The organism is Ornithinibacillus liuyingii (genome assembly GCF_055550225.1).
In genome coordinates this window covers 107,443-122,635 of the sequence record NZ_JBPWOS010000002.1, presented here as the reverse complement: position 1 = coordinate 122,635, position 15,193 = coordinate 107,443, and the positions used below count along the sequence as shown (strand labels likewise).

Below are 15,193 nucleotides of genomic sequence, written 5' to 3'. Positions count from 1 at the left end.
AAAATAATCATCCCAGATAGAAGGAACCTTAATAAATTCAGGATCACTAGAACTAAAATCCTGTGATGCCTATGAATTATATGATGTAGTAGATAATTTAGAGCGTGTCGACGAATCAAACATTACGAAATTAGAAAAAGCAGTACACTTATATCAAGAGCCTTATTTAGAATTGAATGGATATGAATGGGCATATGAAAAAACCCAGGAATATCATCACATCATCATGCGATTACTCCACGATATAATCCAATATTATGAAGAAAAAGATTTAACGAAAGCACTCTATTACTTACAGTTTCAGCGTAAGATAGAGCCATATTTAGATGAAAATATTAAGAAGAGCATGGAAATCCTTCTCAAGCAAAATAATCGTTCTGATGCGATAAAGCTATATTTTGATTATTGTAAGTTAATGGCTGAGGAGTTAGGTCTAGATCCCTCTGATTCGATAAGGAAAGTCTACGATTCTTTATTATCTAGTTGATTAGGCTTTAGACATAACGATTTATCTCAATGGAAAAACCGAATAACGAGCAAAGACCCCGCTCCGGAAATATACTTGCGGTTCGCGGGCGGCTGTTGAGCCTCCTCGTGCTTCTTCTTTAGGGGTCTCACCGATGCCTTTCCTCCCGCAGGAGTCTACGTATATTTCCGGAGCTAGTATCGTGTATCATTCGGTTTTACATTTAATTCTTTTCGTTTTGTCTAAAGCCGCTACATTCCTATGATATAATAATCCACTTCTCTCACTCATTCTGCTCGTTATCTGAATGAAACCTTTTTCTTCTCTTCATGTAATAAACAATCAAGATACCAATCACGAGGAGTAATCCGATAAATCCAATCGCCCACACGACTGTATTCGTATCATTTGCTTCATGCTTTGCTTCTCTTTTGTCTGTTTTATGTTGCTCTAATTGCATGGAATTCGTGAAGAACTGGTCTGGACCAGTTTGAACTGCAACGGATGCTACATTCTCTGTATACTGTAAATAAGATAAGAAATCCTTGGAAAAGTATTGATTTTCTCCATCTAAACTATCTAAGACTACCATAGAATAGTGTTCATTCCACGGATTAGCTTGGATAAATCCATAGTTACGAACTTCAGAGGCAATAAAACCTTGCTCACTTAATTGAGGAACCCCCTCTTCATAATGAACAATTAGGTCCTCTTTGAATGGCACTAACTGTTTATGTTCCTCCAAGGAGCCAATAAAAATAACATTACCATTTTTCAACTCGTCCTCTTCTAATTCCGTTGTTTGTTTAAGCTTCATCACTGGAAGTCTATTACTGGTTGATAGCACATTAAATAAAGCTAGTAAATCTCCATTTGCGATTCCTTGTTCTGGAAGGACAAGGATTAATTCTTCGTTTCGATTGGCAAAAGGCTTAGGAAAATAATTAAAATATTTCTCCTCACTCTCCCTATCCCCACTTGCCTTGAGATTTAGCTTGCTATCGTTAAATAGATAGATCCATCTATTTTGATCAAGTGCGACACAGGATTGATCCATTCGTAAACCAGTTGTTTCCACTCGAAGTGTCAGTAAACTTCGTGATTTAATCGTTTCTAGATCGATAGGTATCACCACATGGATATTACCATTCTCATCCTCTTCCAAAGCGCGAACATCCACGGAATGAGGTATTTCATTGATTAATACAAGCAATTCAACCTCATCTTTCAACTCCGTATCTTTTTCGGAGGTTAATGTAGCAGAACGCTTCAAATTAAGTTCAATGGATGGATTTTGAATCGTGCTCGTCTCCATAGGAAGAGCGTAATAATAGGTCTCGGTTTTCGTATGCAAACTATTTAATTCTACGTCCGGCATACCAATGTCACTAAAAGTTACCTCACCATCTTCCGATTCGTCATCCATGGTTGTAGGTAGTTCACTTACCTGTATTATCTCACCAGAGAATTGCTCATAGTATTGATTATTGGTTAATAATTCTACATTCTTTAGAATCGTATCGGTATTATCCCCTAGGACTATTAGTGCCTGGACAGCCCGATCCTCTTGCTGAAGCTGAACTTGGGAAAGATAAAGTAATTCCGGCTCTACCTGTTTTATTTCACCTTCTATAGCTTTTTTAACCCATGCAGTTTCAAATTCCTCAGTACCGCCTACGATAATCACATTCCCATTAATCTGATCAACCTCCTGCTCGGAAACCACTGCAACGGTATCCTCCAGCGATTGGTTCGATAAGAAATTCGCGATCATTTGTCCACTTTGCAAGGTTTCCATCGAAGGACTTTCTGGAATAACCACTAATACTTGATTTTCTAACGATCCAATATAGGACTTTGGATACTGGGATAAAGAAAGATCACCCGTATTATTTGGTAATGACTGGATATGCAAATACGAATCGGTTAATATCGTCATCCAATTCCCTGTTGTATATTGCGGAACACAGATCCCCTCTTTAACAAAACCATCAAAGCTCACCGTAATAAGATGACCACCCTCAGCCAATGCTGCACCTTCTAATGGAACCTTAACCGTTTCGATATCATCATCAGATAAAGATTCCGTATAAATAGGCTCCTCATCCACCTTAATCGTCATTGACGAAGGATCGATCAGTAAGCTTGATTTGGCGATTTCCAATTGAATATATTGGTTCTCAGCCGTAACATCCGCGTCTAATTCATAATAAAATTGAGCTTCCGCATACGGACCGTATAATTCAATTGGTTCGTTCGTTAATGTTTGTTCCGTAACCTCTTTATGGACAATTTGAATAGACTGTTCATCTATTTCTATCATTTTATTTGCAAATACTTCTATCGGAAACGAACTAGATAAATAAAATAAAACAATAATGACTACATAATAAATCTTTTTCTTACTCAAGATTTATTGCCTCCCTCTCCTACTTTAAAACGTTCTGTTTTATACCAAACTTGTTCTTCTTTTTTTAATACTCTTTTTGTCTCTAAAACTAGTGCATAGATCACAAGGGCTATCCACATTTGGGAATACGTAAAATACATAAGGATGACATAGAACATATTTTTCATCGTTAATTGATTTTTTTCGATACTTAAACTAATCATAATTTCGGTTAAAAATAGTAAAAACGCCATACCCCATAATACCAATGCGACATTGCCAATATGAAGATCTAGGTCTACAACTAAATTACATACAAAAATGACGTTAGATAGAATAACCCCAAAGAAAAAGAGAAAGTATGTAAAGAAGAAATAAAAAATATCAAACATAATTTTCTTCTGTTTAAGACTAAACATCTTTCCTAAAAACTTGAGAACAACATATTGATTACCCCTAGCCCATCTCGTTCGCTGTCTCCACCATACTTTTAATGTTTCAGGCTCTTGTTCCCATGTAATGGCTGCTGGGAAAAAACGAATGGTATAGCCTAAGTTATACACTCGTATTGTCAGCTCCGTGTCCTCCGCCAAAGCAGAGGTATCCCAACCACCTAATTGCTCCATAATCTCTCGTCGTATAGCAAAGTTCGTACCCGGTATCGTTGTAATATTAAACCAATGAAAACGCCCAGCTTGAGCCATCCACTGAAAGCATATGGTTTCAATATTAATAAATTTAGTAAGCCAAGTATGATTAGCATTGATAACCCGAAACTTTCCAACCATTGCCCCTGCTTTTTGGTCATTAACTAGACCCATTACAAGGTTCCAGACGGCTCTACGTTCAGGTGTATTATCAGCATCATAAACGGCGATGATTTCCGCATTAGAATTCTGTAAGGCATAATTTAACGCACTAGATTTTCCTTTCCCTTTCCACTCACCTTCTGTTTCCAGAACGCGAATAAATGGAAACTGTTCTGCAAATTGATCCCCAATCTCCTTTGTGCGATCACTGCAATTATCGCAAATTAAGATAACCTCTATTTTATCCTTAGGATAATAGAGTCGCGACATGGCAGTTAATGTTTGTTTGATAACAACTTCTTCGTTATGAGCTGGAATAAATACACTAACAGTTGGAATTTCTATATTTCTCATTTTCTTTTCCCAGGAAGGGATTACTCGCTCATAACGTTTAAAGTGTAGGTAGCCTCCTTGGGCAAGAAACATATGATAGAGTAACATGATCCAGATAATGCTTAATGAGATATAAAATAATAGATTAACCATGTACTCTCTCCTTAAATAAACGTTTGCGATAACGCATTCTTAATGTCACGATATGAATGATAAATAAAGAAACAAATATCGCGGTAACCAATACAATGAGCCATAAATATTTTTCCAATGACTTCTCAGCTAACTTGTCCATTATATCCATCTTCCAGGATAATTCACTTGTTACCGATATCTCACCATTACCACTAGTTATGATTTCAACAGCATCTGTTCTAACATAATGTGTTTCATTGTATAGCTGAATCCATTCCATATTAGGAACAGCTTCCATCAATGCGATCATCTCTTTCAAATAATCCAATCCTAAGTACGGATGATAGAATCCGCTAATGACGGATCCAGGTACCTGTGAAACATGGTCTATCGCTTCCTCGATTTCAAGCATTGGATTAATCGAGTTAGGGTCTACATATCCTATCGTTTCAGGATATAAAGTCATCCCGCTCAATATCGTAGGCTTGCTGATAAATAATGGACTAAACATAACCTGCCAGTCTCGATCAGAAGCTTGGATTTGACCAAAAATCGCTGAAAAATATTGCGATGCCACCTGATATCCATTTGAACTCATCGTGTAGTGTGGAGCTTCAAATGCAATAGGGGGAAAGCCGAGCTTCGTCAATGCGTGGATTGATTTCTCTAATTTTGCGGTAACATATTCGGTTTCCACTATTGTATTCCCCTGAATATATTGGTCATACTCTTCCCGGTTTTGGAATTGATCTTCTGGCTTGAGCTTTTCTGGTATTTCCTTAATGTCTAATGTAGTAATAGGCTGATTTAATTCGGAATCCCAAAATTCAAACCCTTCCCCTGTTTCCTGATACCGATATGTATGGGTATAACCATGTGCGATTATATAAGCCCCTCGACTTACTAATTCATCGAGTACCGCTAACAATTTCGGTTTATCTGCTAATGTGACCATCTCTTCTGTTGTTGGGTCAACATAAGTAGGGATAACCGCTAAATATACCGGAATATGTTTGTTCAACAAATAATTGGCCGTTTCATACACGAGCTCCGGATCCGATACTGGTGAAATATCCTCTAATCGGATATATGCTGGATGTGTAGTCGGCTTTGAAAGCTGAAACAAATCATAGAATGACGCAGATATGGCATATTTTGCCTCTGCAAATACATTTGAGATGGTGATGAGCGAGGCTTTACCATCTTGGATGACAACGGATAGGATTGACTATGCTTCTGCCCTTCCACGATGACTTTGGCTTTAGCGGGCGGTGTAACACTCAAGAGCTGAATCGGGTAACCCAAGTCAACACCTCCCACACGATGCACCGAATTCATTCCTAAAACCTGCCAATCCTGAAATTGTGGTAAGGCTTGTGCATCCTTTCCAACACCGATTATTTCACCCTGGAAGGGAGCAAATAATTCTAATTTATTTTTGCTGGCACCTTCCTTTGATGCGTAATAAACCACAATATCATGATGATGCAAATCTTCTTCTTTCAACTTATCTAGTTCTATCATGTCAACCTGTTCAAATAAGCCACTTAACGAGCTATCTAGAAAATGAATATTAGCCATCGTCGTATCATCTGTCCCATAATACGTGAGTAATACCTTTCGTTCATCCAATGTAGGAAGCGAATTCCCAGCCTCTGTAACAACCGGTTGTAGTAATACAAAAAAATGAAGGAATAGAACGCTCCATAGGCTTAACTTTTTATAACGCATAAAACACAGTCTCCCTATCTACTTCCTGGACAAATTCCAAATACGCTACTTCTTTCATTTGATCATGATATTCCTCAAAACTGATATGAAAGGTCAGGGTTACGGTTTTCCCATTTAGCAGTTGATGATTTCGCAATTGTTCTGCTAATTTATCTGCTACGATTTCAACCTTGTCCTTCCCAGTCTCCATTAGTAAAAAAGCAAACTTATTATCGCGGTATCTATATTTACGATCTGAGAAGCGTAAGGATTTTCTTACTTTCTCCCCCATTACTTTCATCAGATGTTCTACCTCTTTCCGACCATAAGTCTTGAGAAACTCTTGGTAATAATCTAATTCCAAAACTAAAAAAGTAAATTTTCCACCATAGCGGATAACCCGATTCATTTCTCGTTTAATCTCGATTTCCATGCGTTCTCTATTATCAAAGGACGTATCCGGGTCAACAGCAACAAACTGCTTTACTTCCTGTCTAAATCGATTTCTTTCTAGAACTATTCTTCGATGCTGCTCCTGAATGGAACCACTAATCAAATCCGCGATTAATAACCCCACCCCATAAAAAACAAAATGTTCTATCGTTAAGAATTCCGTGTAAACTTCACGATATCCTAAGCTCTGAAATCCGTTATATAAAAGAATCGATCCAACTACAAATAAGAAGAATAAGCTGATGATCAGTCCCACAAGTGTTCCCATAAATAATGCTATAAAGGTTATCCCAACATATAATAGGAATAACAATTTACCTACCTGACCATTTGTCCATAAAAAATCAAACATTACTAAATAGCTAGCCACAAGTAGGCAAATTTTTAACAATAACTGTTTCTCTTCACTCAAAAACTCCCTCATCTATTCCTTTCCTTTCTGCAATTAATGGAAGCAAATTATCAAAAGCATGTGTTTTTAAACTGGTAAGCTCGATATATCCTCCATCATATTCACTTGATTCATCACGAATCTGATATTCTTTCATCCTGTCATACAATTCCCTTGCCAATTCCTTTTCCCCTATCTCTAGACACATAAGAATGGCCAGTGCATATACCGAAGTCCCTTCATATTGAACAGTAGGTTGTTTCGTCTCACTAGAAAACCGCCCAAATAATTTGCCATCATATTGATTTAAGGTCTCTTTTGTAAACGTAATCAAGGAAGAAACATCACCACCCCATAACGCACGGTGATAACCGATATAATATTGATCGATTAAATTAACCTCCGAATCATATTCATAGCGCTGGTCATTGGGATAATAGTTCTGCGGAAAAAAGCCTGCCTCTGAGATGGGCGCGTTTAATAAAATGGAGCGGTTTACCTTATATTGGTTTTCTGAGATAATATTTTGATTATGCATCTCGTCTAATGCTTCTGGAACCAAATAACTTAACGTAAGGAAGTCTCCCTTAACATGACTAGATAGATCGACATGGTTAATAAATGTTTCATCTTGCATATTATATTGAACTAATGCTTCACCGATTTTATTTGCCGTTTTTAGATAGGTCTTGTTATTCCACTTTTCACCAGCATGGTATAAGGCCTTCATGATTCGTAAATCATCAATCAATGCATTGGCTGGAGCCAAATAATCCTCTTTTATTAACCATGGAATCAATGTACTTTCCTTCATAAAATGGTTTGTTAACACATCAAACTGCTCATCAAACGCCTCTTGATCATTTTTTTCTACTAGGTAATCCATCCACAACCCAATGGATTCGGACAAGTAAGTATCGGATTGATCGGATAAATCAGTTTTTAATAGTCCATTCTTTTCATAGAGATGTTCATATACGAACCTTTCACCAGAAAGTGCTTCTTTCGGATAGAATCGTTCGGATGGAACCATTTTAACTACGATAATAAAGCCAATTAGTACAATCCCTATGATGATGATTAATTTTATTATCTTCAATACCGTCACCTCTTACTCCATCTATAGCTAGCAAGACAAGCTCATTACCTATTTAGCTGTAGCTTGTACTTCCTTTTGTTTAAATACATAATCTTGTCCGCATAATGCAACAGCGCTTCTTCCGATTCACCATGATTAGGATAAACACTATATCCAATACTGATATGTAAGGGTAATTGTAGCTCACCAATTTCAATTACGTCCGGGAGTTGGTCCTGAAAGGCCTGCACTTTTCTCTCTAACCTGCCAGAATCCTTCAATAAAATTAAAAACTCATCCCCTGACTTACGAAAGACAGTTGACTCCGCCGATGCTGCTATTTGTTTAGACGATTCGATAAGAAATTTATCACCTAATACATGCCCATAAGCATCATTAATGGTTTTAAAATTATCAATATCAATAAATAACAAGCCAAAAGTACTTTTCGTCTTGTTAGCTTGTTGGATTCGTTCCTGTATACATGCTCGAAAGCTCCTTAAATTCGGTAAACCGGTTAATTCATCTGTAAAAGCCATTTTCAACAGCTCAGCATATGGAATAGGCTCTTCTTTATGGTAGTTATATGAATAATTCATATGAATTTCACCCTTTATTCTTTATATCAACGAAACAGAAAATGATTATTTCGGACTAGTTACGCTGAAAGGTACACCCAAAGAATAATCATACGTTTCCCCTCTTACAAATCACTTAATAATGTACGTAATCATTTCTATCGCATGCTAAAACCTACTTCAAATCATATTTCATAATCATATTCCCAAAATAAAAAAGAAGCAATCACGTACACTTATACGTCATTGCTTCTTTTTTCTAGTACTTCCAACTATAGGTAATAGAGGTAAACAGTTGATATTTTGAGCTTTACTCCCTGTATCCAGTATTGGCTCTTACCTTCACCTCTGCATAGCGCTTCAAATCATATTCCTTCGAGAACATTGTACCAAGATAACCACCTAGGAACCCTAATGGCACACTGACTAATGCTGGGTTATCAAGTGGGAAAATTGGGTTTCCAACAAATAATGCAGCACCTTCCACTGGTGAGAAAACACTTGGACTAATCGATACTAAAATTAACGCTGATCCTAGTCCGGAAACAACCGCCCAGACAGCACCAGATGTATTAAATCGTTTCCAATACACGGTGTATAGAATAACTGGTAAGTTAGCACTTGCTGCGATACAGAAAGCAAGTGAAACTAAGAACGCAACATTTAAATATTGTGCACCAAGTGATAACAGAATGGATAGGACCGATACGCCTAATGCTGCATAACGAGCTGCTTTTACTTGTTGCTGTTCAGTAATATTCCCTTTTTTAATAATTTGCCCGTAAATATCATGTGCAAATGCAGATGCCCCGGATAATACAAGCCCTGCCACAACCGCAAGAATCGTTGCAAAGGCTACTGCGCATATGAAGGCGAATAAAATATTCCCACCAATTGCCTCTGCAAGTAGCGGTGCAGCCATATTCCCACCAGGGTTTGCAGCTAAAATATTACTCTCTCCAACAAAAATTGCAGCCCCGAAACCTAAGAATAAGGTTAAAATATAGAAAATTCCAATCGTCCAAGTAGCTGTAATAACCGAACTTCTTGCTGTTTTCGCATCCTTTACCGTGAAGAAGCGCATAAGAATATGTGGTAGACCTGCCGTTCCAAGTACTAAGGCAAGCATCAATGAAATCGTCCCTAATGGGTCATCATATTTAATCCCAGGATTTAAGTAATCTGCCCCATGACTTGTTGCTGATTTCACCTCGGTAAACATAGCCCCAATGTTGAAGTTAAACTTCCATAATACGATGAAAGAGACAATGACCATACCAGCCATCAAAAGAACTGCCTTCGTAATTTGAACCCAGCTCGTCGCGATCATGCCACCGAACAACACATAAATTGTCATCATAACCCCAACAATTAATACCGCAATCCAATATGGAATATCAAATAAAAGTTGGATAAGTGCTCCAGCACCAACAAGCTGTGCAATCATATAAAACAATACAATGGTTATCGTACTAAGAGCCGCAACCCCTCTTACTTTCTTGGCATCAAAGCGGGAGTTAATCATATCAGCTAGTGTATATTTTCCAAGGTTCCGAAGAGGTTCAGCAACTAATAACAACACCACTAAATAAGCAATTAAAAATCCAATACTATAGAAAAATCCGTCAAATCCTTGTAGGGCAATAGCACCTGCAATTCCCAAGAAGGATGCTGCCGATAAATAATCCCCAGCAATTGCAAGACCATTTTGCCAACCAGTCAACCCACCACCAGCAGTATAAAAATCACCTGCAGACTTTGTCCGTCTCGCTGCGTAATACGTAATAAATAAAGTCAAGGCAACAATGGCTAGAAATAGAATGATAACAATTGGATCCATTAGGCATTACCTCCTTTTTTTATCTGTTTAGCGATAATCTCATCTGCCTGCTTGTCAAAGGAAGCCGCCCTTTTCACATAAAGTGTACAGATAACCCACGTCATAACAAACTGAGCAACCGCAAATACCCAAGCCCATGTTATATCACCAATAGCCGGTGTATTTAAAAACGTTCCATATGAAGTCGAGATCGGTAGTAAAAAGTAAAACACTAAGAAGAAAATGGTCATCGGGACAATAAATCTCTTCTTATTTTGCATAAATTGCTTAAACTCTGGACTACTTTCCACTTTCTCAAAATCAATGTTGCTATTCTTCTGTTGATTTAATTTCGGTTCAGCCATTATCCATCCCCCTTATACTGTAAGCGCTTACTAAATATTATAATTATTTTGGACATTCAAAATATAAAGTTAGCGCAAACGGTAGGATTTTGAGGATGAATGGTGTTGATTCTGGGGTCAACGGTCATGAAAACATGTTCGAAAACGAGTTGCCCACCAAAGTCTCTTTCCAGCATACGAAACGATAGATGATTCATAAAAAAAGAGTCCACTACCCCAATAGTGAAACTCCTCTACATACCATACGATACTATTCCAATAAGTAGTGACAGAATAACCAAATCATACTTGGAATGTATTCAATATACTTTTACTCGCTGACCTACTCACAGGAATCACTGTCCGACTCTTATCCTTCAACGTCAAATTACTCGTTCCATTAAACCATGGTGTAATCTCTAACACATGATTCAGGTTCACTAAGTAGCTCCGATGTGCACGGAAAAATTGATGACCAGAAAGCTTATCCTCTAACTCTTGTAATGTCATCTTACTCATTATCACCTTATCCTCTGTATGGATTTCCAGTTGTCGATTGTTTGGCACGGCATAAAAAATCGAATCCGGGGCTAAGACAACCATCCTTTCCCCATCATCCACCAGCAATTTAGAAGTAGTCGTCTTCACCTCCTGCTTTCCGTCCTGCACCTTCTTCACAACACTCTTTCGAATTCGTGCCACTGCCTTCTTAAACCGCACTTCATCATAAGGCTTCAATAAATAATCCACTGCCTCTATTTCAAACGCATCTAACGCATACTCATCATAAGCAGTCGTAAAAATAAATAATGGTTTCTCATCACCCGCTTGTTCGGAAATGTATTTTGCAGCTTCCACCCCGGTAAACCCAGGCATCTCCACATCAAGAAAAATCACATCCGGCTTATGCTCGGTATATAACTCGATCAATTGTTCACCAGTTTCTGCATGTGGTGTGAGAATAAAATCTTTTTCATCCTTTAATAAATAAAGTAATTCCTTCCTTGCCATCATTTCATCCTCAGCAATCATCGTACGAATATTCATCCCATCACCTGCTTTTCTTCCATCTGATTTAGAATCGGAATTGAAAACCTTACTTCACTACCGCCACCTGGTAAATTTCGAACATGTAACCCCGCCGAATCACCAAGCAAATGAACTAGACGTTGATTCACATTATACAAGCCAGTTCCACCATTTTGATCGCTTATTAACGGTTTATGACTAATTAGGGGTAAAATATGCTCAGGAAATCCACTCCCATTATCCCTTACCCTAACGGTTAGCAAATCATCTGTCTTCTTCATTTTAATCTCTACTGTAGCACCATCTGTCACATTTTTCAGTCCATGTTGTACGGCATTCTCTACTAGTGGCTGAATGGTGGATGGTGGAATATAAATATTTGTCATATCAACTGGAATATCCATCGATATTTTCAGCCGATTTTTGAATCGCTCTTGTATAATCGAAGCATAGGCTTGCACATGCTCACACTCCTTCTCCAGCTCCACCAAAGACCTTGATACAAGCCGTAAATTGAACCGCATATAACTCGCAAGCTGGAGGGTAAGGTGTCGCGCTGTCTTCGGTTCCTCTCGAAATAACGAAGCAATTAACTGCAAGGTGTTAAATAGAAAATGTGGATTAATTTGGGCTTGTAGATTTCGTAATTCCGCATCACGAATATGTTCTTTTAATTTTTCTGTTGTTAGGACATTTAATTGATTCGAAATAAATTGACCTAGCCCCTCGGCAAGCATCAACTCGACTGGGGTAATTTGCTGTCCTTTGCGAAAATAAAAGGTAATGAGATTCGCAACCTCATCTGCTTCTATTATTGGGATAATGATCGCCGCTTCGAGTGGACATTTTTCCTCTACACACGGGACCTCTGCTTTCATATAGGCAACTTGCATTCTTTTTGTTTCCAACACCTTTTTTGCTAGTGGCGTATTAATTGCATCTCCTACCCGATGATGGCTATCTCCCAATCCGACATGGGCAAGAACCTCCTGCCTATTTGTCACCGATACCGCAGCAAGCTCCAAGCGATCATACAGCAAGGTAGCAAGACCGCTGGCCACATCCATATGCGAATCCTCCTTCAAATAAGGAAGTGCTTCCTCCGCTATCGTTAAAGCCTGTTTCGTTGCAATTGCAGCCTCATGCTCCTGCTCCTTCATCACAACACGAATCATCGTCGTAAAAATAGCAATGGCAATACTATTGGATAACACCAGTGGCAAACCAATTTGGTCTACCACCTCTACCATTCCATCACCATTGGTATACATAATAAGAAGCAATTGCATCTGCAAAATTGGTGGAAAAACGCCAATAAACAATGCTTTCCAAGGTGAAATAACCCGCTCATTAGAAAAAAACCTTGCTGTCATTCCGGCAAGAATCCCGGTAATCGGGTTCACTAATCCGTTGGCAATCCAGCCTACTCCTCCTAAGCACATCAAATGAATTCCAGCTATCAGTCCAGCCCCAAGCCCAACAACTGGTCCACCTAGGAGTCCAGCAATAACAATCGCGACAAGACTTAAGCTTACAATGAGCTTGTCATCGTCTACTGGAAAAATTACAAAAGCATGCGTAATCTCACCTTGTCCTGTAATAATAACCCCAGTTACCGTGCTAGCAATGCCAAACAAACCAAATACTACCGCATGAACAACCGCCATTTTCCAACTAAACTCTCGGTACAATAAGGACTTAAACCCAGGAGTACGAGTTAACACAAATGCAATCACAAGCAATATCCCTAATCGCTCAAATAATATGATCGTTAAATCCTTCATGAGCTCTCTCTCCTTGGCGGAATACCAGTTTGTGCTTGTATATCGAACTGCCTAAATTCGGCTTCTGTCTGCTTTTGTTTCGGTGAAAAGAACGTTCCCACAAACGCACCGATAAAGCCTATAGGAATCGCAATGATTCCTGGATTATAAAGTGGTATGACTGCTTCCCTCTCAATCCATCCACCATCCAGATTCATAATATGTGGCCCTAGTAGCACAAATAATACTGCCGCCACTAGTCCACTTATCATTCCTGTAATTGCTCCACATTTAGTAAAGCGCTTCCAATAAATCGTTAAAAGCAAAACGGGAAAGTTACTTGCTGCTGCCACGACAAAAGTTAGTGAAACAAGAAATGTCACATTAATCGCCTCGAGCTGTAAAGCAAATAACGTAGAAATCAACCCAATCCCAAGAGCCGTCCAGCGTGCAGCCGTTAGTTGCTCCTTCTCCGTTGATTTTCCCTTCTTCCAAATATGGTGGAAAATATCATGAGAAAAAGCTGTCGTTGCTGAAATGACAAGTCCTGCCACTACTGCAACAATAGTAGTAAAGGCAATAGCAGACACAAACGCCAATAAGAAGTCTCCCCCAACCTCTCGAGCTAACAGTGGCGCCGCGAGATTCCCAGTAGGGTCTGTCGCAACTAGCGACTCATACCCTAGTAACGCAACCGTCCCAAGCCCTAACACGAGTGTCATCAAATAAAAAAGCCCAATAATCCAAGTCGAGCTAATCAAGGAACGACGAACCTCAAACGTATTTCGTACTGTAAACAGTCGAATTAAAATATGTGGAAGCCCCGCCGTACCTAGTACTAAGGCGAGCTGAAGCGAAAAGAATTCCATCGGATTGTCAAATTGGTGACCAGGTAAGAAAAAATCTCCCCCAAGTGGCGTTCCTTCCTTCACCCTATTAACAAGAGCAGTGACATCCCAGTTGAAATTTGATAACACGATTAGAGAAAGCAGAAATGTCCCCGACATGAGCACCACCGTTTTCACTATTTGCACCCAAGAAGTTGCCACCATTCCACCAAACACGACATAGATAGTCATTAACCCACCAATAATTAGTACCGAAATCGAGTAATCTATATCTAATAATAATCGCAAGAGAAATCCCGAAGCGACTAGCTGTGGAATCATATAAAGAATCGAAATAATGAACGCACCAATCGCCATAATCAGCCGCATATGATTCCCCGGAAATCGCGAGCAAATTACATCCCCAAGCGAATATTTTCCAAGACGATGCACTGGCTCCGCTACTATAAACAACACAACTAAATAAGATACAAGAAAGCCAATGGAATATAAAAAGCCATCAAACCCGCTTATCGCAATCATCCCAACAATACCAAGAAAGGATGCCGCACTTATAAAATCCCCTGCAATAGCCATACCATTTTGAAAGCCTGTCAAACTACCAGCAGCCGTATAGAACCGATTGGTCGTGTTACTACGCTTTGCTGCCCAATAGGTAATAATCAACGTACAGACAATAATACATATAAAAAATAAGAAATACGTTAAATTCACGACAACTCCTCCTGCACGAGGTCGTCTATTCTTTGGTCAAATTTTTTCGACTTCCAATGATACAACCATCCCATCAGCCAAGTCATTGGAATTTGTAGGAACCCATATAACCAAGCCCAGGTCACCCCTGGAATAACACTAATTTGGTTCATCTTATCCGGGAAGAAAAGAAGTGACAATGGCAGCATGAAATAAAAGATAAAAACCATAATCATAGCAGGAACGACCATCCGCTTTTTCTCTTGAATCAAGCTCATCACACGCTCCTCCATTGCCATCCCCCTTTAGTAAAAGTCTGTATTTTTATATAATTCAAAAATAACCAAAATGAATA

14 protein-coding genes are annotated in these 15,193 nt (G+C 38.8%); 1 reads left to right on the top strand and 13 read right to left on the bottom strand.

The window, feature by feature from the left end:
• Window positions 1-16 precede the first annotated feature (16 nt).
• A complete protein-coding gene (locus tag ACSKT4_RS03515; RefSeq protein ID WP_343457806.1) occupies window positions 17-487 on the top strand; it encodes a bacterial transcriptional activator domain-containing protein in 471 nt (156 codons plus the stop codon).
• A gap of 262 nt (window positions 488-749) precedes the next feature.
• On the opposite strand, the gene ACSKT4_RS03510 is transcribed toward ACSKT4_RS03515, so the two are convergent.
• The 13 genes from ACSKT4_RS03510 to ACSKT4_RS03450 form a co-directional block, all read right to left on the bottom strand.
• Window positions 750-2,876: a cellulose biosynthesis cyclic di-GMP-binding regulatory protein BcsB gene (locus ACSKT4_RS03510; RefSeq protein ID WP_465822823.1), complete on the bottom strand. Its 2,127-nt coding sequence runs from the start codon at window positions 2,874-2,876 to the stop codon at window positions 750-752.
• Window positions 2,873-4,150 carry a glycosyltransferase family 2 protein gene (locus ACSKT4_RS03505; RefSeq protein ID WP_186869127.1) on the bottom strand — a complete coding sequence of 426 codons (1,278 nt, stop codon included), beginning with the start codon at window positions 4,148-4,150 and terminating at the stop codon, window positions 2,873-2,875. Before ACSKT4_RS03505 ends, ACSKT4_RS03510 begins: the two co-directional genes overlap by 4 nt.
• Window positions 4,143-5,258, bottom strand: a complete 1,116-nt coding sequence (locus ACSKT4_RS03500) for a DUF2334 domain-containing protein (protein ID WP_465822822.1) — start codon at window positions 5,256-5,258, stop codon at window positions 4,143-4,145. Before ACSKT4_RS03500 ends, ACSKT4_RS03505 begins: the two co-directional genes overlap by 8 nt.
• Complete coding sequence (locus ACSKT4_RS03495) at window positions 5,210-5,863, bottom strand: hypothetical protein (RefSeq protein ID WP_465822821.1); 654 nt, start codon at window positions 5,861-5,863, stop codon at window positions 5,210-5,212. Before ACSKT4_RS03495 ends, ACSKT4_RS03500 begins: the two co-directional genes overlap by 49 nt.
• Window positions 5,853-6,707, bottom strand: a complete 855-nt coding sequence (locus tag ACSKT4_RS03490; protein ID WP_186869124.1) for a GGDEF domain-containing protein — start codon at window positions 6,705-6,707, stop codon at window positions 5,853-5,855. The genes ACSKT4_RS03495 and ACSKT4_RS03490 overlap by 11 nt, the downstream gene beginning before the upstream one ends.
• Window positions 6,700-7,785 (bottom strand): glycosyl hydrolase family 8, encoded by a 1,086-nt coding sequence (locus ACSKT4_RS03485; protein ID WP_186869123.1) that lies wholly within the window; start codon window positions 7,783-7,785, stop codon window positions 6,700-6,702. Before ACSKT4_RS03485 ends, ACSKT4_RS03490 begins: the two co-directional genes overlap by 8 nt.
• Before the next feature lie 44 nt (window positions 7,786-7,829).
• Entirely contained in the window at window positions 7,830-8,363 is a 534-nt protein-coding gene (locus tag ACSKT4_RS03480; RefSeq protein WP_186869122.1) for a GGDEF domain-containing protein, read from the bottom strand.
• A gap of 289 nt (window positions 8,364-8,652) precedes the next feature.
• Entirely contained in the window at window positions 8,653-10,182 is a 1,530-nt protein-coding gene (locus ACSKT4_RS03475) for a solute symporter family protein (RefSeq protein ID WP_186869121.1), read from the bottom strand.
• Window positions 10,182-10,526: a DUF485 domain-containing protein gene (locus ACSKT4_RS03470; protein WP_186869120.1), complete on the bottom strand. Its 345-nt coding sequence runs from the start codon at window positions 10,524-10,526 to the stop codon at window positions 10,182-10,184. Before ACSKT4_RS03470 ends, ACSKT4_RS03475 begins: the two co-directional genes overlap by 1 nt.
• A 282-nt stretch (window positions 10,527-10,808) precedes the next feature.
• A complete protein-coding gene (locus tag ACSKT4_RS03465) occupies window positions 10,809-11,552 on the bottom strand; it encodes a LytR/AlgR family response regulator transcription factor (protein WP_186869119.1) in 744 nt (247 codons plus the stop codon).
• On the bottom strand, window positions 11,549-13,318 hold the full coding sequence (locus ACSKT4_RS03460) for a LytS/YhcK type 5TM receptor domain-containing protein (RefSeq protein ID WP_186869118.1): 1,770 nt from the start codon (window positions 13,316-13,318) through the stop codon (window positions 11,549-11,551). Before ACSKT4_RS03460 ends, ACSKT4_RS03465 begins: the two co-directional genes overlap by 4 nt.
• Window positions 13,315-14,859, bottom strand: a complete 1,545-nt coding sequence (locus ACSKT4_RS03455) for a solute symporter family protein (RefSeq protein WP_465822819.1) — start codon at window positions 14,857-14,859, stop codon at window positions 13,315-13,317. Before ACSKT4_RS03455 ends, ACSKT4_RS03460 begins: the two co-directional genes overlap by 4 nt.
• Window positions 14,856-15,131, bottom strand: a complete 276-nt coding sequence (locus ACSKT4_RS03450; RefSeq protein ID WP_186869116.1) for a DUF485 domain-containing protein — start codon at window positions 15,129-15,131, stop codon at window positions 14,856-14,858. Before ACSKT4_RS03450 ends, ACSKT4_RS03455 begins: the two co-directional genes overlap by 4 nt.
• Between the last annotated feature and the right edge of the window lie 62 nt (window positions 15,132-15,193).

Bases quoted from the DNA above. Each gene is read 5' to 3' on its own strand.
- ACSKT4_RS03505 (WP_186869127.1), bottom strand. From the start codon at position 4,150: ATGGTTAATCTATTATTTTATATCTCATTAAGCATTATCTGGATCATG.
- ACSKT4_RS03495 (WP_465822821.1), bottom strand. From the start codon at position 5,863: ATGCGTTATAAAAAGTTAAGCCTATGGAGCGTTCTATTCCTTCATTTT.
- ACSKT4_RS03480 (WP_186869122.1), bottom strand. From the start codon at position 8,363: ATGAATTATTCATATAACTACCATAAAGAAGAGCCTATTCCATATGCT.
- ACSKT4_RS03475 (WP_186869121.1), bottom strand. From the start codon at position 10,182: ATGGATCCAATTGTTATCATTCTATTTCTAGCCATTGTTGCCTTGACT.
- ACSKT4_RS03470 (WP_186869120.1), bottom strand. From the start codon at position 10,526: ATGGCTGAACCGAAATTAAATCAACAGAAGAATAGCAACATTGATTTT.
- ACSKT4_RS03465 (WP_186869119.1), bottom strand. From the start codon at position 11,552: ATGAATATTCGTACGATGATTGCTGAGGATGAAATGATGGCAAGGAAG.
- ACSKT4_RS03460 (WP_186869118.1), bottom strand. From the start codon at position 13,318: ATGAAGGATTTAACGATCATATTATTTGAGCGATTAGGGATATTGCTT.
- ACSKT4_RS03450 (WP_186869116.1), bottom strand. From the start codon at position 15,131: ATGGAGGAGCGTGTGATGAGCTTGATTCAAGAGAAAAAGCGGATGGTC.